Annotated in this window: 16 protein-coding genes; 8 read left to right on the top strand and 8 right to left on the bottom strand. The window is 35.4% G+C overall.

Annotation, left to right across the window (positions count from 1 at the left end; genetic code table 11):
* The first annotated feature begins 245 nt into the window (after positions 1 to 245).
* The 3 genes from ACSV4D_RS05700 to ACSV4D_RS05690 all read left to right on the top strand — a co-directional run bounded on the left by ACSV4D_RS05700 (position 246) and on the right by ACSV4D_RS05690 (position 7,019).
* Complete coding sequence (locus tag ACSV4D_RS05700; protein ID WP_439227473.1) at positions 246 to 3,017, top strand: bifunctional aconitate hydratase 2/2-methylisocitrate dehydratase; 2,772 nt, start codon at positions 246 to 248, stop codon at positions 3,015 to 3,017.
* 135 nt (positions 3,018 to 3,152) lie between these two features.
* Positions 3,153 to 5,420: an aconitate hydratase gene (locus tag ACSV4D_RS05695; protein WP_408081212.1), complete on the top strand. Its 2,268-nt coding sequence runs from the start codon at positions 3,153 to 3,155 to the stop codon at positions 5,418 to 5,420.
* A gap of 222 nt (positions 5,421 to 5,642) precedes the next feature.
* Entirely contained in the window at positions 5,643 to 7,019 is a 1,377-nt protein-coding gene (locus tag ACSV4D_RS05690) for a LysM peptidoglycan-binding domain-containing protein (protein ID WP_439227472.1), read from the top strand.
* Between the two features lie 296 nt (positions 7,020 to 7,315).
* Here ACSV4D_RS05690 and ACSV4D_RS05685 read toward each other — a convergent pair whose 3' ends face one another.
* A complete protein-coding gene (locus tag ACSV4D_RS05685) occupies positions 7,316 to 8,716 on the bottom strand; it encodes a trypsin-like peptidase domain-containing protein (protein ID WP_408081214.1) in 1,401 nt (466 codons plus the stop codon).
* 135 nt (positions 8,717 to 8,851) lie between these two features.
* Here ACSV4D_RS05685 and dapF point away from each other — a divergent pair, with 135 nt between their 5' ends.
* The 5 genes from dapF to ACSV4D_RS05660 all read left to right on the top strand — a co-directional run bounded on the left by dapF (position 8,852) and on the right by ACSV4D_RS05660 (position 12,896).
* On the top strand, positions 8,852 to 9,634 hold the full coding sequence (gene dapF, locus ACSV4D_RS05680) for a diaminopimelate epimerase (protein ID WP_439227471.1): 783 nt from the start codon (positions 8,852 to 8,854) through the stop codon (positions 9,632 to 9,634).
* Positions 9,635 to 9,659: 25 nt separating this feature from the next.
* Positions 9,660 to 10,193: a GNAT family N-acetyltransferase gene (locus ACSV4D_RS05675; protein ID WP_439227470.1), complete on the top strand. Its 534-nt coding sequence runs from the start codon at positions 9,660 to 9,662 to the stop codon at positions 10,191 to 10,193.
* Between the two features lie 10 nt (positions 10,194 to 10,203).
* Positions 10,204 to 11,244, top strand: a complete 1,041-nt coding sequence (gene mltG / locus ACSV4D_RS05670) for an endolytic transglycosylase MltG (protein WP_408081217.1) — start codon at positions 10,204 to 10,206, stop codon at positions 11,242 to 11,244.
* Between the two features lie 2 nt (positions 11,245 to 11,246).
* Positions 11,247 to 12,161 carry a DUF2279 domain-containing protein gene (locus tag ACSV4D_RS05665; protein ID WP_439227469.1) on the top strand — a complete coding sequence of 305 codons (915 nt, stop codon included), beginning with the start codon at positions 11,247 to 11,249 and terminating at the stop codon, positions 12,159 to 12,161.
* A gap of 96 nt (positions 12,162 to 12,257) precedes the next feature.
* Entirely contained in the window at positions 12,258 to 12,896 is a 639-nt protein-coding gene (locus tag ACSV4D_RS05660; protein ID WP_439227468.1) for a peptidoglycan-binding protein LysM, read from the top strand.
* Between the two features lie 41 nt (positions 12,897 to 12,937).
* Here ACSV4D_RS05660 and scpA read toward each other — a convergent pair whose 3' ends face one another.
* From scpA to ACSV4D_RS05625, 7 genes are all read right to left on the bottom strand, one after another.
* Positions 12,938 to 15,088 (bottom strand): methylmalonyl-CoA mutase, encoded by a 2,151-nt coding sequence (scpA, locus tag ACSV4D_RS05655; protein WP_439227481.1) that lies wholly within the window; start codon positions 15,086 to 15,088, stop codon positions 12,938 to 12,940.
* Between the two features lie 39 nt (positions 15,089 to 15,127).
* Positions 15,128 to 16,492, bottom strand: a complete 1,365-nt coding sequence (locus ACSV4D_RS05650) for a methylmalonyl-CoA mutase subunit beta (RefSeq protein ID WP_439227467.1) — start codon at positions 16,490 to 16,492, stop codon at positions 15,128 to 15,130.
* A 73-nt stretch (positions 16,493 to 16,565) separates the two neighbouring features.
* Positions 16,566 to 16,889: an FtsB family cell division protein gene (locus ACSV4D_RS05645; protein WP_439227466.1), complete on the bottom strand. Its 324-nt coding sequence runs from the start codon at positions 16,887 to 16,889 to the stop codon at positions 16,566 to 16,568.
* 151 nt (positions 16,890 to 17,040) lie between these two features.
* Entirely contained in the window at positions 17,041 to 17,649 is a 609-nt protein-coding gene (gene udk, locus ACSV4D_RS05640; protein ID WP_408081223.1) for a uridine kinase, read from the bottom strand.
* Between the two features lie 147 nt (positions 17,650 to 17,796).
* The gene (locus ACSV4D_RS05635; RefSeq protein WP_439227465.1) at positions 17,797 to 18,444 is read right to left on the bottom strand and encodes a hypothetical protein; all 648 of its coding nucleotides are present in this window, start codon (positions 18,442 to 18,444) and stop codon (positions 17,797 to 17,799) included.
* A gap of 354 nt (positions 18,445 to 18,798) precedes the next feature.
* Positions 18,799 to 19,680: an SDR family oxidoreductase gene (locus ACSV4D_RS05630; RefSeq protein WP_439227464.1), complete on the bottom strand. Its 882-nt coding sequence runs from the start codon at positions 19,678 to 19,680 to the stop codon at positions 18,799 to 18,801.
* A 201-nt stretch (positions 19,681 to 19,881) separates the two neighbouring features.
* Entirely contained in the window at positions 19,882 to 21,009 is a 1,128-nt protein-coding gene (locus ACSV4D_RS05625) for a methionine aminotransferase (protein WP_439227463.1), read from the bottom strand.
* Positions 21,010 to 21,155: the final 146 nt, after the last annotated feature.

Genomic DNA, 21,155 nt, shown 5'->3' with positions numbered 1-21,155 from the left:
ATAGTTTCTGTATTATTGATTGTTTATAAAATGAGTTGAAATTCGTTTTTTTTCTTATTTTAAATCTAATAGAATGCGTATTTTTTAATAATGTATGTAAGGGTATGAAGAGGGAGGTTAAAATTTTTTTAAATCTCATCATAAATAACTAAATTTGCGCCACAAATAAAAAAAACCTAGGTATTATGGCTTTTACATTGAAATTTTCATAGTAATTGACCTCTAACAATGAAAAGATTTCTATTATGAATACTTATAAGGATTATATCCAAGAGATTGAAGAACGAAAAGTACAGGGTCTTAACCCAAAACCAATTGATGGTGCTGAATTACTAAGCGAAATCATTGGGCAAATTAAAGATTTGGATAATGAGTATAGAGAGGATTCTCTTCATTTTTTTATTTATAATGTTGTACCTGGTACTACCAGTGCTGCTGGCGTAAAAGCTAAGTTTTTGAAAGAAATAATTCTGGGAGAATCTGTGGTTGCAGAAATTACTCCGGCATTTGCTTTAGAGTTATTATCACATATGAAAGGTGGACCTTCTATAGAAGTATTACTGGATTTGGCTTTAGGTAATGATGCTGTAATTGCTAAAGAAGCAGCAGAAGTTCTTAAAACTCAGGTTTATCTTTATGAAGCAGATACAGATCGTTTAGAGAAAGCTTATAAAGAAGGAAATGAAATTGCTGCAGCTATTTTAGAAAGCTATGCAAAAGCAGAATTTTTTACTAAATTACCTGAAATTGCTGAAGAAATTAAAGTAGTTACCTATATTGCAGGTGAAGGAGATATTTCGACTGATTTACTTTCTCCGGGGAATCAGGCGCACTCAAGATCAGATCGTGAACTTCATGGTAAATGTTTGATTTCACCAGAAGCTCAGGCTGATATTAAATCCCTGAGAGAAGCGCATCCTGATAAAAGCGTGATGCTAATTGCCGAAAGAGGTACTATGGGAGTAGGGTCATCCAGAATGTCAGGAGTAAATAATGTGGCGTTATGGACCGGAAGACAGGCAAGTCCTTATGTTCCGTTTATTAATATTGCACCAATTATTGCAGGAACTAATGGTATTTCTCCAATTTTCCTTACTACTGTAGGTGTTACAGGAGGAATTGGTATCGACCTTAAAAACTGGGTTAAAAAACTAGATGCACAGGGGAATGTTATAGTTGATGCATCAGGAGAGCCTGTGCTGGAAGAAGTGTATTCTGTAGCTACAGGAACGGTTCTTACTATTAATACAAAAACAAAAAAATTATATAATGGGGATAAAGAGCTGATTGATATATCATCTTCATTAACTCCACAAAAAGTAGAATTTATTAAAGCTGGTGGTTCTTATGCTATCGTTTTTGGTAAAAAATTACAAACATTCGCTGCAAAAACACTAAATATTCCTGTTCCGGCTGTTTATGCTCCTTCAAAAGAAATTTCTCATGAAGGTCAGGGACTTACCGCAGTAGAGAAGATATTTAATAAAAATGCTGTTGGAACTACACCAGGCAAAGTATTACATGCAGGTTCTGATGTACGTGTAGAAGTAAACATTGTAGGGTCTCAGGATACTACTGGTTTGATGACTTCTCAGGAATTAGAGTCTATGGCAGCTACGGTAATTTCGCCAATTGTTGATGGTGCTTACCAATCTGGTTGTCATACTGCTTCTGTTTGGGATAACAAGTCTAAAGCAAACATTCCAAGATTGATGAAGTTCATGAATGATTTTGGTTTGATTACAGCTCGTGACCCTAAAGGAGAATACCATGCAATGACCGATGTAATTCATAAAGTGCTTAATGATATTACGGTAGATGACTGGGCTATCATCATTGGGGGTGATTCTCATACAAGAATGTCTAAAGGTGTTGCTTTTGGTGCTGACTCAGGAACTGTTGCTTTAGCATTGGCTACTGGTGAAGCAACGATGCCAATCCCTCAGTCTGTTAAGGTTACGTTTAAAGGTGATATGGCGCCTTACATGGATTTCCGTGATGTTGTTCATGCTACTCAGGCTCAGATGTTACAGCAGTTTAAAGGTGAAAATGTGTTTCAGGGCAGAGTTATTGAAGTGCATATTGGTACGCTTACGGCAGATCAGGCCTTTACTTTTACGGATTGGACTGCAGAGATGAAAGCGAAAGCTTCTATCTGTATCTCTGAAGATGAAACTCTGATTGAGTCTTTAGAAATAGCTAAAAGCAGAATCCAGATCATGATTGATAAAGGAATGGATAATAAAAATCAGGTTCTTAAAGGATTGATTGCTATTGCTGACAGAAGAATTGCTGAAATAAAATCAGGTGAAAAACCTGCATTGGCTCCGGATGCAAATGCTAAGTATTACGCTGAAGTAGTGGTTGATCTTGATATTATTGCTGAACCTATGATTGCTGATCCTGATGTGAATAATATTGATGTTTCTAAAAGATATACGCACGACACAATTAGACCTTTGTCTTTTTACGGAGGTGATAAAAAAGTGGATCTTGGATTTATAGGTTCTTGTATGGTTCATAAAGGAGATATGAAAATCCTTGCTCAGATGCTTAAAAACATAGAAGAGCAGCAGGGTAAAGTGGAATTTAAAGCGCCACTTGTAGTTGCTCCTCCTACTTATAATATTGTAGACGAACTGAAGTCTGAAGGAGACTGGGAGGTTTTACAAAAATATTCAGGTTTCGAATTTGATGATAACGCACCAAAAATAGCGGCACGTACAACTTATGAGAAAATGTTGTATTTAGAGCGTCCGGGTTGTAATCTTTGTATGGGAAATCAGGAAAAAGCAGCAAAAGGAGATACGGTTATGGCAACTTCTACTCGCCTTTTCCAGGGAAGAGTTGTTGAAGATGCTGAAGGTAAAAAAGGAGAATCATTACTTTCTTCAACTCCTGTTGTAGTTCTTTCTACTATTTTAGGTAGAACACCTACTATAGATGAATATAAAACAGCAGTTAAGGGTATCAACCTGACTAAATTTGCGCCTTCTCATAAACAGTTAGTGAAATAATTATTTTTATACTAATAGTAGTTCATCATAATCCAAAGCCTGAGTAATAAACTCAGGCTTTTTTTTTATAGCTACTCTATTTTTCGTATATTGTGATGTCAAAAAATAATAATAAAAAAACAATTAATAAATCTTATGGCATTTGATATTGAAATGATAAAAAAAGTGTATGCCAACATGAGTACTCGTGTTGATGCAGCACGAAAAATAGTTGATCGTCCACTTACTTTAACAGAGAAGATTTTGTATAGCCACCTTTGGGAAGGTATGGCCAAGGAAGCCTATGTAAGAGGGGTTGATTATGTTGATTTTGCTCCTGACCGTGTAGCATGTCAGGATGCAACGGCTCAAATGGCTTTATTGCAATTTATGCACGCCGGAAAGAAAACAGTTGCTGTGCCCACCACAGTGCATTGTGATCACTTAATCTTAGCAAAAAATGGAGCTAAATATGATTTGGCTGTAGCCAATTCACAATCTAAAGAAGTTTTTGATTTCTTATCATCAGTTTCAAATAAATATGGTATTGGTTTCTGGAAACCTGGATCTGGAATTATTCATCAGATTGTATTGGAAAATTATGCTTTCCCAGGTGGAATGATGATTGGGACCGATTCTCATACAGTTAATGCAGGTGGATTGGGTATGCTGGCAATTGGTGTTGGAGGAGCAGATGCAGTGGATGTAATGTCGGGAATGTCATGGGAATTGAAATTTCCAAAATTAATAGGTGTAAAACTAACAGGAAAATTATCCGGATGGACGGCACCAAAAGATGTTATTTTAAAAGTAGCTGATATTCTTACGGTAAAAGGAGGAACGGGAGCTATTGTTGAATATTTTGGTGAAGGTGCTACTAATATGTCTTGTACCGGTAAAGGTACCATTTGTAATATGGGGGCTGAAATTGGTGCTACAACTTCAACTTTTGGATATGATGATTCCATGAGAAGATATTTAGCTGCTACAGGTCGTCAGGACGTTGTGGATGCTGCTGATGAAGTGGCGGATTATTTGACGGGAGATGCTGAAGTTTATGCTAATCCGGAAAAGTATTTTGATCAGGTTATTGAAATTAATCTTTCAGAATTAGAGCCTCATATCAATGGTCCTTTTACTCCGGACAGAGGTACTCCGGTTTCTAAAATGAAAGCGGAAGCTGAAGCTAATGGATGGCCACTAAAAGTAGAGTGGGGATTAATAGGTTCCTGTACTAATTCTTCTTATGAAGACATGACCAGAGCTGCATCTATTGTAAGTCAGGCTGTTGAGCTTGGAATTACTCCAAAAGCTGAGTTTGGAATTAATCCGGGTTCTGAACAAATTCGTTATACTATTGAAAGAGACGGTATAATTGCTACTTTTGAAAAATTAGGCACTAAGGTGTTTACTAATGCTTGCGGACCATGTATTGGACAATGGGACAGAGAAGGTGCTGATAAAGGAGAAAAAAACACTATTGTGCATTCGTTTAACCGTAATTTCTCAAAAAGAGCAGATGGTAACCCAAATACACATGCATTTGTAACTTCGCCGGAGATGGTTGCTGCATTAGCAATCTCGGGAAGGCTGGATTTTAATCCCATAACTGATACTTTATTAAATGATAATGGTCAGGAAGTTAAATTGACCGCACCTTTTGGGGAAGAATTACCTTCAAAAGGATTTGATGTAGAAGATGCAGGTTTTCAGGCTCCGGCCGAAGATGGTTCAGCTGTTCAGATTGCAGTTAATCCTGATTCGGACAGATTGCAATTATTAGCTCCATTTGAACCATGGGATGGTAAAAATATTTCAGGAGCAAAATTGCTAATTAAAGCTTTTGGAAAATGTACTACAGATCATATTTCTATGGCTGGACCCTGGTTGCGTTTCCGTGGGCATTTAGATAATATTTCTAATAATATGTTAATTGGTGCCGTAAATGCATTTAATCAAAAGACCAATGCAGTTAAAAATCAAATAACAGGAATGTATGATGCTGTTCCTGCTGTGGCACGTGCCTATAAAGCCGCAGGAATTCCTTCGGTTGTGATTGGAGATCATAATTACGGCGAAGGTTCTTCACGTGAACATGCTGCTATGGAACCACGTTTCTTAGGAGTAAAAGCGGTTTTAGTAAAATCATTTGCCCGTATTCATGAAACTAATCTCAAAAAACAAGGTCTTTTAGGGTTGACATTTGCAGATGAAAATGATTATGATAAAATTCAGGAAGATGATACAATTAACTTTATTGATTTAGTTGATTTTGCACCAGGAAAACCATTATCAGTAGAATTTGTTCATGCTGACGGTTCTAAAGATGTTATTCTGGCTAACCACACTTACAATGCGAGTCAGATAGGCTGGTTTGTAGCTGGTTCAGCGTTGAATTTAATTGCCGCAGAAGCAAATGAATAAAATGATTTGAAATTTATATTTAAAAGCGCTTTGTGTGAACAAGGCGCTTTTTTTTGGTTTTAGTGCAAAAAATAGTTTAAAGTGGTGTTAAAAGTTGGGATTCTTGTCATTAAAACATTAAATTCGCTTTCGTAAAAAAAAATTATAGTTAGTTATGAAGTTCTTTGTCTGTTTATTAGTTTTAAACAATACAATAGATTAAGAAATTATTTAAACGATTTTATGAGGTGTAATTTTTGGATTTTAATGTTTCTTTTATTTGGTACTTGGAATGTTTTTTCTCAGGAGAAATACATTCAGCATATAGTGGCTAAAGGAGAAACTGTTTTTAAAATTGCACAACAATACCATTTAGATGCTTCTCAGATTTATGCTGTTAATCCGAATGCTAAGGATGGAATTAAATTTGAACAGGTTTTATTAATACCATTTGTTAGCGATAAAAATGGAAAGCTAACAGCTAATATTAAGGATGATTCAGAAGGGATTAGTACTCAAAAGCAACATCTTGTTTTAGCTAAAGAAACTTTATACGGAATTGCTAAGCAATATGGGGTGAAAGTGGCTGATTTATACAGTTCAAATCCGTTATTAAAGAAAAAAGGGCTTCGTGTTGGAAGTTCGATTATTATACCTGGTCAGGAATTAAAAGATGAGGTTACTACTGCCCAGAAAGAGATTTCTGCTCCTGAAGTGAAGCAGAATACTGAAAACGGTATTAACCTTCATTTAACAATGAATGTAATAAAAGAAGTTTTGGCTAAAGAAACGCTGTATGGTATAGCTAAGGAATATGGTGTATCAGTGTCTGATATTCAAAAGGCTAATCCGATTTTAGAAACACAGGCACTAAGAACTGGTCAGAAAATAGTAATTCCTACCACCAACAATAAAATAAAAAAAGAAGAAACTGCTTTAAAAAATGAAGTGCGTCCAACTGTAGAGGATGTTCAAAAAACTTTGGATGATGCTGAAGTTGAAGTTAGTCATGAGGTTGTAGCTAAAGAAACAAAATACGGAATTGCAAAAGAATACGGAATTACAGTAAAGGAGTTAGAGATTCAGAATCCTAAAATTGCAGCTAAGCTTTTAATAGGAGAGAAATTAAAAATACGTACACTGAAATCCAATGTAAAAACACCTAAAAAGTTTGATTTCACTGATGAGGGAATCAGTAAAAATGAATCTGTTTATGTAGTGGAGCCCCTTCACGATGCAGATTTTATTGAGAAATTAATCGCTACTGCCTCAGAAAATATAGGTGTTCGTTACAGAACAGGCGGAACAACGAAAGATGGTTTTGATTGCTCGGGTTTAATGTGTACTACTTTTGGCGCATTTGATATTCAACTACCGAGAACTTCTTTTGAACAGTCGCAATATGGTGTAAAAGTGAATAGTGAGGAAGCTCAAAAGGGAGATTTGATCTTTTTTAAAACCAATGGACGCAGCCAGATCAATCATGTAGGAATGGTAGTTGAAGTAGACAATGGGGATATAAAATTCATTCATGCATCTGTAGGCGGAGGAGTTATAATTTCATCAATAAAAGAAAAATATTACAGCAAAAGAGTTACTCAGATTAATAGGGTGTTGTAATTACTGAGGTTATTAATGTCAGAATATATAGAGGCTTTCCGGGAAAATAAGGATAGCCTTTTTTTTGTGGTACTATTTTGAAAAACTTTTTAAAGTATGTACCCTCAGAGAAAGACTTAGATTTTTTAGGACAGTTTTGCGTTTAATGAGCCGCTTTTAATAAATGAAAGGTCTTTATGCTACGATTAAGTATAACTTTAAAGAGAGAAGTTTTTAAGCTTATTTTTTTTTAGAATTAAAAAAGCCAGTAAGAATAAATTTACTGGCTTTGATTTTGGGATTTAGTATGTATTGTATTAAATGATGATGCGAATAATTTCTCCGTTTTTATTTACCATTTCAATTCGGACGCTTTGTCTTTCATCTTTACTATTTAAGAATTTAGAGACACCTTCAACATCTGTGGCTTTTATATTATCAATGCTCAATATAATATTTCCGACTAATTCATCTGTATATTCTCTTAAGTTGTCGTTGTTGATAGACTTAATTTTTACACCATAATCAACTTTGAATTTCTTTTTGTCAGTGGCTGAGATATTTTCTAATTCCATCCCTTTAAACTCAACGCTGAAAAGTTCGTTTTTGCTTAAAGTCACAGGAATTGTTTTGTTTTCTCCATTCCTGATGATGGTCACAGCAACTTTATCGTTAGGTCTTTTAGTGTTGATGTAACCGGAAAGGTCTGCAAAAGTGGAAATATTTTGATTGTCAATTTTTACAATAATATCTCCTGCCTGCAATCCTGATTTAGCTGCACCGGTATTTTTTCTAACATTCTTAATATAAAAACCCTGTGTTTCTTTTACTCCTAATTCTTTTGAAGCCATTGCATTTAGTTCGCCTCCTTCAACACCTAAAATGCCGCGCTGTACATTGCCGTACTCCATAATATCTTCAATTATTTTTCGGGTAATGTTAGAAGGAACTGCAAAAGAGTAACCTACATAAGATCCCGTCATCGAAGTAATCATGGTGTTGATTCCAATTAAATCACCACGGGTATTTACTAATGCACCACCACTGTTTCCTGGGTTTACTGCAGCGTCGGTTTGTATGAAGGACTGAATTCCGTCAGTTCCTAAATTTCTGGCCTTAGCCGAAACAATTCCTGCTGTTACTGTAGAAGTCAGGTTGTACGGATTTCCTACTGCCAGAACCCATTCGCCAACTTTAACATCATCAGAATTACCAAAAGTAGTATAAGGTAATTTCTCATCGGCATCAATTTTCAATAATGCAATATCCATTTTAGAATCGGTTCCTATCAGTTTTGCGGTATACGATTTTTTATTGTTTAAAGTAATTTCAATTTCCGAAGCGTCTCTGATTACGTGATTATTAGTCACAATATATCCGTCTTCAGAAATGATAACTCCGGAACCTGTTCCTACCTGTTCCTGAGATTGACCTCCTTTATAACCGTAGAAAAACTCCAGCATAGGATTGCTTACTTTGTGATAAGAAACATTTTTAACGTGAACAACACTATGAATTGTCTTATCTGCAGCTTCTGTAAAATCAAGAACATCAGATGATAAACCAACTCTTTTGGTATAATTTTCAGAAGCCAGAGTGGTTAAAGAGCTCCGGTCTTTCGAAAAATAACCATCGTTGTCAAACAAAAATTTATAAGCGCCTAATGTGATAGCTCCGCTCAATAAAGACACTAAAAATAGATTTGAAAATCGTTTCATAATAGCGATCGTTTTGTGTTATTTGTAGAGTAAAATTAAGAGTAAAATCGAATGTTAAAAAACACTTTAACGCTGTTTAACAATGATTAACATTTCATTAATAGTTCGTACTTTTGTAAAACAAAATTAGAAATAATGCGTATACAATTTTATAAATATCAGGGTACCGGAAACGATTTTGTAATGATTGATAATCGTTCCGATTTTTTTCCAAAAGAAGATACAAAACTTATTGAGCGTCTTTGCGACAGACGATTTGGTATAGGTGCTGATGGACTTATTTTACTCGAAAATGATGATGAAACAGATTTCAGGATGGTGTATTACAATTCTGATGGAAATCAGAGCACTATGTGCGGAAACGGCGGAAGATGCCTGGTTGCCTTCGCAAAACAATTAAATGTTATAGGAGATACTACCTCTTTTAATGCAGTGGATGGACTGCATCATGCTTCCGTTAGTCAGGAAGGAATTGTTTCTTTGCAAATGATCGATGTTGATGGTATAAAAACGAATGCTGACTATACTTTTCTAAATACAGGTTCACCGCATCATATACAATTAGTGGATGATTTAGAAAATTATAATGTAAAAGAAAACGGTGCCTCCATTCGATATGGAGAACTATATGGTAAAGCAGGAAGCAATATCAATTTTGTTAAAAAAATAGACGATACCACCTTTGCATTGCGCACTTACGAACGTGGAGTAGAAGATGAAACATTAGCTTGCGGAACCGGTGCAACTGCCGCTGCCATTGCAATGAATGCCATCGGACAAACAGATTTGACTGCTATCAATGTGAATGTTGAAGGGGGGAAATTATCGGTTTCTTTTCAAAAAGAAGGAAATAAATATGTGAATGTCTTTCTGAATGGTCCGGCCAAATTTGTTTTTGAAGGAATAATCGAAATATAATTTAATAAAAAATACTTACTTCCCAATGGTAAAATTAAAAGGTGATTCTATTTACTTAAGGGCGCTTGAACCTAATGACTTAGAATTTATTTATATTATGGAAAATGATCAGAGCATTTGGGAAGTAAGTAATACACAAACTCCTTACAGCAGGTTTTTGATAAGGCAATATCTTGAAAATGCTCATCAGGATATTTATGAGGCTAAACAATTACGATTAGCTATTTGTCAGGATGAAGATTTTCCGGCGCTGGGTTTAATTGATTTGTTTGACTTTGATCCAAAAAATAACAGAGCCGGAGTGGGAATTCTGATTCAGGATGTTGCTAACAGAAATTTAAAAATAGGTTCAGAGGCTTTGAGTCTATTGATTGCTTATTCCTTTAAGCATCTAAATTTGCATCAATTGTATGCAAATATTAGTATAGAAAACGAAGCAAGTAAAGCTCTTTTTACTAAATTTGGCTTTGAATGTATAGGTGTTAAAAAGGATTGGAACCTTATTAATGGAGTGTATCAAGACGAAGCCATCTATCAATTGATTAATCAACAATTTTAATTTCATAGTTTTGACTCCAAAAAAAATTATTTCAATCGTTTCTATAGCTGTTATTTCAGGATTGATTATTTACGGTTTTGTACTTATTACTCAGATATTTTCAAAAAACACAAGCTTTGATAAGCAGGAAATATATGTTCATATTCCAACGGATGCGACTTATGAACAGGTATTAGATTCCATGGCTCTATATGTCACAAATTTAAATCGTTTTGAAATGGTCGCCAGTAAGATGAATTATCCTGAGAATGTAAAATCAGGACGCTTTTTGCTGACAAACGGAATGAACAGTTATGAGTTAGTAAAAGCCATGCGATACAATGTTCCGGTAAAATTAGCTTTTAATAATCAGGAACGTGTGGAAAATCTGGCCGGTCGTGTAGGTTCTCAAATAGAAGCGGACAGTGTTTCATTACTTAAAGCTTTTAAAGATTCGGTTTTTTTAAAAGAAAATGGATTTACCGAGGAAAACATTTTGGCTATGTTTATCCCTAATACTTATGAAGTGTACTGGAATACATCGGCTGTTAAGTTCCGGGATAAAATGATAAAAGAATACCGTAATTTTTGGACTTCCGAACGAATCGCGCAAGCGGAAAAACAAGGTTTTACTCCCACAGAAGCTACAATATTAGCCTCAATCGTACATAAAGAATCAGTTAAAAAAGACGAAAGACCCAGAATTGCCGGTGTGTATTTAAACAGATTACGATTAGGAATGCCGCTTCAGGCTGACCCAACAGTCATTTTTGCTAAAAAGAAAAAGGACAACGATTTTGATCAGGTAATTAAAAGGGTGTTTTATAACGATTTGTTTTTGAACTCACCATATAATACTTATAAAGTAATTGGTCTTCCGCCCGGACCTATTGCCATGCCCGATATTACGGCATTAGAAGCTGTTTTAAATCCGGAAAAACATGACTTTATTTATTTCTGTGCCTCTGTAGATCGTTTTGGTTATCATGAGTTTGCGGCTACTTTACAGGAGCATACTGTAAATGCTAAAAAATATTCCAACTGGATTAATGCACAGGGAGTTAAAAGATAGTTTTGAAGTTAAAAAAATCTTTATTCTTAATTTTTGTATTTACAATTTCTAATTGTATTGCTCAGAGTGGAATAAACTCTTTCTTAAAACCATCTGATACATTAAATTTCAAAAGAAAAAATGCGGTTTTTATAGCTGAATCTGTGGTTTCAGTTAGTGCATTGATTGGTTTACATCAATTATGGTATGCTGATTATCCCCAATCTAAATTTCATTTTACAAATGATAATAAGGAATGGTTGCAAATGGATAAAATAGGACATTTATACTCTTCGTATCATTTAGGACGTTTGGGAAGTGAAATGCTGCAATGGAGCGGAGTGAGCCGTAAACAGCAGTTAGTGTACGGTGCAGGTTTAGGATTTGCTTTCTTAACGGCTGTAGAAGTTTTAGATGGCTTTTCATCAGAATGGGGAGCTTCATCAGGTGATATTATTGCTAATGCGAGCGGAACAGCTTTGTACGTTTCGCAACAATTACTGTGGAAAGAACAACGCATCACGCCTAAATTTTCATTTCATACTACCCGGTTTGCAAAATACAGACCTAAGGTTTTAGGAAGCAGTTTCTCTGAACAAGTATTGAAAGATTACAATGGACAAACTTATTGGTTATCGGCCAATCTGAAATCATTTTTTAAAGACTCTAAAATTCCAAAAATCTTAAATTTAGCTGTTGGGTACGGTGCCGATGGTATGCTTAGTGGAACAGCAGAAAATTCATCGTTTTTTCCGGAGCAAAATTTTTCAAAATCACGACAATTTTATCTGAGTTTCGACATTGACCTGACGAAAATTGAAACAAAATCTCATTTTTGGAAGACTTTTTTCTCTGTTTTTTCTGTTGTAAAAATTCCTGCACCCACCTTGGAATATACAGTTAACGAGGGATTTAGAGCTCATGTTTTGTATTTTTAGAAAGCATTAACAGCTTGATTTTCAGATTTATGAAAAAAGTTGTATCTTTGCATGCAGAAATTTCTCGAGGTGACAGATTGAGAAGAAAAACAATTTATGATAAAAAAATGGTATTTTTACACCAGTTTAACTGTAATTATAGCTTTTTTAAGTTACAGTTTTAAACCACTAAAATTAGATACTAAAGAGTGGTTTTTGAGAAAAAATGATAATGGGACTCCCTACTTATTTCCATCTGTCAAGCAAGAAGATTATACGAGTCTGAATATTCCTTTCACCGGAAATTTATTCATTGGTTTTAAAGAAGCTCTGGGCTTCAGAGAATCTGAAAACAAGTATAAAAAAGTAAATTCATTAGGATATTTAGGAAAATATCAATTCGGAAATGAAACTTTAAGGTCTATTGGAATTCATGATACTGATAAATTCTTAAAAAGCCCGAAACTACAGGAAAAGGCCTTTGTTGCTTTGTTATCAAAAAACAAATTTATTTTAAAAGATGTTATTGAAAAATATGACGGAAAAGTTGTAAACGGAATTTTAATAACTGAATCGGGTATTTTAGCAGCGGCTCATCTTGGCGGAGCAGGTTCTGTAAAGAGGTATTTTAAAAATAATGGAAAAAAATACATTAAAGATGCTTACGGAACTTCGATAAGGAGTTACTTAAAAGCTTTTGGAGGTTATGATACTTCATTTATTGTGCCTAATATAAACGCAGTAGTTTCTCTTTAAAAAATAAACACCCATTTGTTTAATTGCAAATGGGTGTCTTTTTATAATTCTTCATTAATAAATAAACTCAGGATTTTTACAGCGATTTTACTAATATTTGTCCCAGGACCAAAAATTGCAGCGGTACCTGCGTCGAAAAGATATTGGTAATCCTGTGTGGGTATTACTCCGCCTACTACCACCATTATATCTTCACGACCTAATTTTTTTAGTTCATGAACCACTTGCGGTACTAAGGTTTTGTGTCCCGCCGCAAGAGAAGAAATACCTAAAATATGGACATCATTTTCCATGGCTTGTTTGGCTGTTTCTGCAGCTGTTTGAAAAAGAGGACCAATATCTACATCAAAACCGATATCGGCAAATGCGGTAGCTACAACTTTGGCTCCTCTGTCATGTCCGTCCTGTCCTATTTTAGCAATCAGAATTCTTGGTCTGCGACCTTCTTGTCTAGCAAAAACATCGGCTAAATATTTTGCTTTTTTAAAACTTTTATTGTCTTTGATTTCTTTACTATACACACCGTTCAAAGATTTAATTTGCGCTTTATATCTTCCAAAAACATTTTCTAAAGCGGCACTAATTTCACCTAATGTAGCTCTTTCTCTGGCAGCTTCAATAGCTAATTCCAGTAAATTTCCGGTTCCGGTTTGGGCAGCTTGGGTGATTCTTTCTAAAGCTTCTTTTACTTTTAAAATATTTCGTTTTGATTTAACCTGATTGAGCCGGTCCAGTTGTTGGTTTCTGACTTTTTCAATATCAATGTCCAGAATATTTAAAGATACTTCTTTTTTAGCTTGAAATTTATTCACACCTATAATTATATCCTGATCACTGTCGATACGGGCTTGTTTTCGGGCTGCTGCTTCTTCAATTCTTAATTTAGGAATTCCGGTTTCCAAGGCTTTAGTCATACCTCCTAATGCTTCAATTTCCTCAATTAGTTTCCAGGCTTTTTGAACAAGTTCATGTGTCAGACTTTCAACATAATAACTGCCTGCCCAAGGGTCAACTGTTTTACTGATTTTAGTTTCTTCTAATAAATATAATTGTGTGTTTCTTGCAATTCGTGCAGAAAAATCAGTAGGCAATGCCATTGCTTCGTCTAAAGCATTGGTGTGGAGCGATTGTGTTCCGCCAAATACAGCTGCTGTAGCTTCAATACAAGTGCGGGCAACATTATTAAAAGGATCCTGAGCGGTCAAACTCCAGCCACTGGTTTGACAATGGGTTCGTAAAGTGAGGGATTTACTGTTTTTGGGATTAAAATCTTTAATTAATTTCGTCCAGATCATTCTTGCCGCCCTCATTTTGGCAATTTCCATAAAATGATTCATTCCAATTCCCCAAAAGAAAGACAATCGGGGAGCAAAGTCGTCTATTTTAAGTCCGGCTGAAAGACCGGTTCTTACATATTCTAATCCATCGGCCAGCGTATAAGCCAGTTCAATATCGGCGGTGGCGCCCGCTTCCTGCATGTGATAACCGGAAATGGAAACCGAATGGAATTTGGGCATTTTTTTGCTGGTATATTCAAAAATAGCTGCAATAATTTTCATCGAAGCTTCCGGTGGATAAATGTAGGTATTACGTACCATAAACTCCTTAAGAATATCATTTTGAATAGTACCTGAAAGCTGCTCGGGTTTGACTCCTTGTTCCTCGGCGGCTACAATATAAAATGCCATAATAGGTAAAACCGCTCCATTCATAGTCATGGAAACAGACATTGTATCCAAAGGTATCTGGTCAAATAATATTTTAAAATCTTCAACAGTATCAATAGCAACTCCTGCTTTTCCAACGTCGCCTGTTACACGTTCGTGATCAGAATCATAGCCGCGATGTGTAGCCAAATCAAAAGCGATAGAAAGTCCTTCTTGTCCTGCTTTGATATTCCTTCTGTAAAAAGCATTACTTTCTTCTGCAGTAGAAAAACCAGAATATTGACGAATCGTCCACGGTTTTTGAACGTACATGGTGGTGTAAGGACCACGAAGAAACGGAGGGAATCCGGCCGCAAAGTCCAAATGTTCTAAATCTTCAGTATCCTTTTCTGAATAGGCAGCTTTCAGCTCGATTCCTTCAGCTGTAACAAAATCTGGTATAGCCGAATTTTTATCTGCAAAACCAGTATTAATTTTGGATTTTTCAGGATGAAGTTGAATATGTTTAAGGTCTTTTCGAATCATTTGGATGCTTTTTACCATTTTAGGGTATCGGTGATTAAATTATTCCGAAGCCAGTCGTTCCTGTTCTAATTTCTCTGCCAGTCGTTTTTCAATGATTGGGGTAATCAGTGTTTTTCTTGGTTTTGTTTTTACAAATGGATAGAGTTCAATTTGCTCTTTCATTTTGTCTTTGGGATTCTGATATTTGTTCGTTCCAACCAGAATTTCTTTGTTTGTATCAAAAAGGCGTTGTTCTTTATCAGCACTTTCCTGAATTTTTCTTTTGATAATTCCGTCGTTTAACTGCTTTAAAAATCCGCCATTGGCTTCAATTTCTTTAAATAGAGTTAAGGCTTTGTCTGCCAATTGCTGCGTCAGCGTTTCGATGTAGTAACTTCCGTCGGCAGGATTTTTTACTTTGTCAAAGTAGCTTTCGTTTTTCAACAGCAGCAGTTGATTGCGGGCAATCCTGTCTCCAAATTCATTGTTTTTATGATAAATGGCATCATAAGGTAAGTTGGCAATAGTATCAGCTCCTCCAATTATAGCCGACATGCATTCGGTAGTGGTACGCAGCATATTGGTATTAAAATCATACAGGGTTTTGTTGCGTTTAGTTGGTGTTACTAAAAAATGACAATCGTTGTCGTGGTAATATTCTTTAGCTATTAATTGAAATAACAATCGCAAAGCCCGCAATTTGGCAATTTCAAAAAAGTAATTACTTCCCACAGCAATTTCAAAAACAATAGGCTGATGGATGGTAGGAATACGGTTGAGGTATTCATTGGCATGAGCCAGACTATAAGCAATTTGCTGTACCATATTGGCACCGGCATTTTGATATAAGCCCAGATTAATGCTAATTAATGAGCTTTCACGAGTGTTTTTAGAAATAATTTGCAGGGTTTCGAAATTGTTTTTTTCTTTGGTCGTAAACCAATTCCCTTCTTTGGCCAGGTGACCAATAGGATCCAAATTGTAAAAAACAGTCGCTTTTTTATGTTCGATAATGTCGTTTATTTTACTAATAAAATCAACGGATAGAAACTTCAGATCAAAATAAACAGGGGTTTTGTCTAACGGAAGTTTTCCGAGAAGTTTATTGATATCCAAAGATTCGTTATCGATGGTAAATCGTAAACTTTCGGCTCCTCTTTGAAGTAAATCCAAGGCTCTGTCCACAGATTTTTCAACATCAAAAACAAAGATGTTTTGACAAATTTTAAAATTTCCTGTGTGACTATCAGTCGTAGCCGTTTTATTAAAATCATCACGATGATAAAAAGGTTTTACCTTAATGTCTTCCGGTGAATTCCACACTAAAGTCTCGTTATAATCGGCGCCATCCAATTCAAACTGGATTTTTTGTTTCCATTGTTTGGATGAAACTGGGGCGAAATCTTCGAAGAATGGAGTATTCATTTTAATTTTGATTTTAATTTCTCTGTTGAGAGGGAATATGGCTATGTCTTTTAGTTGTTATAAACGGAAGTGTTTATTTTTTTTCAATAGTGTCACCTTCAAATTCAATAATGTATATATCTTCACTATCTTTTTTCATATAGTATTTTTCGCGGGCGTATTTTTCTATTTGTTCCGGATTTTTGAGCTGTTTTATTTGTGCTTCATCTTTTTTAATTTCTTCCTGGTAATAGGTTTTATTGTCTTCTAATTCTTGAATTTGATTGTCTAAAACGCGATGATCAAAATAAGAATAATTGTCGAGAAACAGCATCCAAACGGCAAAAAAACTTAGAGACCACATGTATTTGTTACTTAAAAATTTAAACCAGCCTTTCTCTTTATATGGATTTTTCATTCGTTGTATATGTCAGGTTGAGCAGTTGTTCTATTCGTTTTGTTTGCAAGACTTTGAGCTTAGTCTGACAAATTCTGTTTGTTATCGTTTTTTATTTGGTAAATATAAATACTATTTTTTGCCTTTTCAGAACACTAAAGTTACAATAAAATTATATGATTTTTTGATTAATTACGGTTCTTAGCATGTCGATGGCAACAGTATTGTAGTTGTTGTTTGGGATAATAATATCCGCAAAAGCTTTTGTAGGTTCAATAAATTGTTCGTGCATCGGTTTTAAAGTTTTTTGATAGCGGTTTAAAACTTCTTCCATATCCCGACCACGTTCGGCAATGTCTCTTTTGAGTCTGCGGATGAGTCTTTCATCAGCGTCGGCATGTACAAAGATTTTAATGTCAAATAAATCCCTTAATTCCGGATTAGCCAGAATTAAAATGCCTTCTACAATCATTACTTTTCTGGGATGTGTGCTGATGCTGTCTTCGGTGCGGTTGTGGGTTACAAAAGAATAGACAGGTTGTTGAATGGTTTTGCCTGCTTTGAGTTCGTTTAAATGACTGACCAATAAATCAAAATCAATGGCTCTGGGGTGATCAAAGTTAATCAGTACACGTTCATCATAACTCAGATGATCATTTTTTTTATAATAGGAATCCTGAGAAATAACGCCCACTTCGGCATCCGGTAACTGATTCATGATTTGGCGTACTACCGTTGTTTTTCCGCTTCCGGTTCCGCCTGCAATTCCTATAATGAGCATGGTCTATTTTTTCTTTTATCGTAAAACAAAAATAGGAATTTAATTGGGAGTATATTTTGGTTTTGAGATGAAATGTTGGTGGGTTTTCAACAGGGCGTTTATTATTTTGGAACTGTTAAAAAGGACCAATTTTGGGGTTGGTTTTCATTATTGGTTCATATTATTTGGGTTTTCTTTAGTATGATACCAACCATTTAAATATTGCAGTAAAATTTCGGTGATTTCTCCCATACATTGAATTGCTTCTATTTTCAAATTTTCATTAATTTCATTGTCTTTTTTTGAAAAAGAAAATTGCATTGTTCTATTTTGTGAGTCAATAGAGTATATCGAGTTAAAAATATGTTTAGAACTGAAATGTATATATCCAGAAGATTGTTCATATACATTAGAAATCCATGGATGTTCTTCATTTAAAAGATTTCTGAGATACCAATCTTTCATTAGTTTACCATTTTTGTCTTTTAATGTTTCTATTTTAACGCCATCAATTACTTTTATTGCAAAATCATGTGGGTTATTTACAATCCAAGAAGCTGAGAATCTGATAATGTTATCTAAATGACATCTAACAAGGTGAGAAGCAGCTATGAAATTTTCATTTTTTAATAATGTAGTAAACCCAAAAATTAATTTTAGAGATCTGTTAATGACAGCATTTGATAAAAAGTCTAAAGGGTAAAACTTTTCTGAATTGAGTTTTTTAGCTATTTCTATTAATTGGATTTCTTTAGATTCGAGATTTTTAATTTCTACCTCTAAAATTTTTGATATTGATTCATGAGTATTATCCATAATAGGTTCTATGAAAAAAAAATGTTTGATTTGTTAATTAGATCTCAAATATTTTTTATAATTTCTCAAATATATCAATAATTAGTTACAAATAATTTGTTTTTTTGAGTTGTTTGTGAATTTGAAAAACATAATGGGATTACTTCGTGAGATTGCTTCGCTACGCTCGCAAAGACAAACGTGGTGGCTAAGGTTCGCGTTAAGGATGGAAGCGGTATCTTTTTTATTTTGTCCTTCGACAGGCTCAGGATGACAAAATAAAAAGATATAGCGTACAGCCTGACCCCGCTATTCAGAAGTTCCGGTATTGCTGTGGCGTGTAAGCGGGGGAACGCCCAAAAAAATAATGGAATTTTATTTGTTCTTCTTTGCTTTAATCATCATTTCGAGTTGATCCCAAAGTTCTTCGGGAATGGCTTCTAATAGATTGAATTGTCCTGCGCCTTTGAGCCATTCGCCACCGTCAATGACCACGACTTCGCCATTGATATAGGCAGAAAAATCGGAAACGAGGTAAGCGGCTAAATTGGCTAATTCCTGATGATCGCCCACACGTTTTAGCGGCACTTTTTTAGCCATATCAAATTTTTCGGCAAGATCTCCGGGAAGTAATCGGTCCCAGGCACCTTTGGTAGGGAAAGGTCCCGGAGCGATGGCGTTGGTACGAATACCGTATTTAGCCCATTCTACCGCCAGACTTCGGGTCATGGCCAGAACGCCAGCCTTAGCAGTGGCGCTGGGCACCACATATGCCGAACCGGTCCAGGCATAAGTGGTTACAATATTTAAAACCGTAGCTGATGTTTGCTTGCTGTCTATCCAGTGTTTTCCAAAAGCAAGGGTGCAGTTTTTTGTTCCTTTTAAAACAATATCTATAATAGTGTCAAAGGCATTAGCAGACAATCGTTCGGTAGGAGAGATGAAGTTTCCAGCTGCGTTGTTCAATAAAATATCGACTTTTCCAAAGTTGTTGAGGACTTCCTGTAGCATGTTTTCGACATCTTCATAATGACGCACATCGCATTGCAAGGGCAAACAAGTACCGCCTGTGTCGGATTCTAATTCGGCAGCTGTATTTCTGAGTTTGTCTAAATCTCGGGAAGTAATGGCAACTTTGGCACCCAGTTCCAGGAAATATTTAGTCATCGATTTTCCTAATCCGCTACCGCCTCCGGTAACTACAATTACTTTTCCCTGAAGAGCATCGTCGCGAAGCATTTTTTGGCTAAAGTTCATTTTGTTGAGGTTTTATGGTAAATATACGAAATAGGTTTTTCTTTTTTGCTTGATCAAAAAAGAAACAAAAAATACTCGAAATGAAGTTGGGAATTTATTTTATATACAATATTTATGTCACACTCAGCCTGTCGAAATGTTTTTTATGTTTGTCAAAATGAAGTCTTCAACAGGCTCACACTGACAAAAGGATTTTTTAGATTAAATTTCGCAAAGTCTTCTCGCTGCTTCTTCTAAGGTAGCATTGTCTTTGGCAAAACAAAAGCGGATGAGTTTTAAGTCTTTTTCGTTTTCGTAAAAAGTAGAAATAGGAATTGCAGCAACGCCATGTTCGGTGATTAAACGTTTGCAAAAATCCACATCGTTTTCATTCGAAATGGCTTCATAAGAAACTACCTGAAAATAAGTCCCTTCACAAGGTAATAATTTGAATCGGCTTTTGCCAAGTAACTGTCTGAAATAATCTCTTTTTTGTTGGAAGAAATCACCAATGCTGTCAACGGAAACGATATCTAAATATTCGCTAATAGCTGCTTGCGAAAGACTGTTGACACTGAAAACCAGAAATTGATGTACTTTTTTAATTTCTGTCATTAAATGTTCTGGAGCGACTACATAACCAATTTTCCACCCCGTAATGTGAAAGGTTTTTCCAAAAGAAGAAATCACAACGGCCCGGTTGCGAAGCAATGGTTTGGTGTGAACAGAAATGTGCTTTTGTTCGAAAGTGATGTATTCGTACACCTCGTCAGATAGCAAAATGATATTTGGAAATTTTTCCAGTAGTTTTTCTAAGGCTTCAAAATCCGATTCGGTTAGAATCTTTCCTGTTGGATTGTGTGGATTATTGATGATAATCATTTTGGTTTTCTCCGAACAAGCCGCTTCGATGATTTCCCAATTGGGGGTGTAATCATCGTTTAATGCAATCCGAACAGGAGTTCCATTTGATAACAAAACATTAGGTTCGTAAGAGTCGTAACTGGGGTCTAAAATTATGACTTCGTCTCCATTGCCCACTAAAGCCTGAACACTGCTGAAAATTCCCTGAGTGGCTCCGGTAGTGACCAAAATCTCGGTTTCAGACTGAATTGTTCTTTGGTACGAATGGGCAACCAGTGTGGTAATTTTATTCATTAATGGCGGATAGCCTGCCATCGGAGTGTATTGATGTACATCCTGCTTGGTTAGTTGAGCTACTATATCAGTCAGTTTTTCATCAACAGGGAAATTTGGAAATCCTTGTGATAAATTGATCGCATTGTGTTCAGTAGCCATTTTTGACATGACAGTGAAAATGCTGGTGGTGCTATTGGGAAGTTTAGACATACTTTACTTTTTGAAAGGCTAAAAGTAAGGAAAGGTCTTGATTTGTGGAAAAAGAAAATAGAAGAAAGAGAAAAGAATAAAGATGCAAGAAGCAGGAGGAAGGTTTTCTTTTTAGTTTTTTTACCATAAAAGTCACATAAACTTCT

Source organism: Flavobacterium sp. ARAG 55.4, from assembly GCF_051846875.1.
GTDB lineage: Bacteria > Bacteroidota > Bacteroidia > Flavobacteriales > Flavobacteriaceae > Flavobacterium > Flavobacterium plantiphilum.
This window is presented reverse-complemented; position numbering and strand designations above follow the sequence as displayed.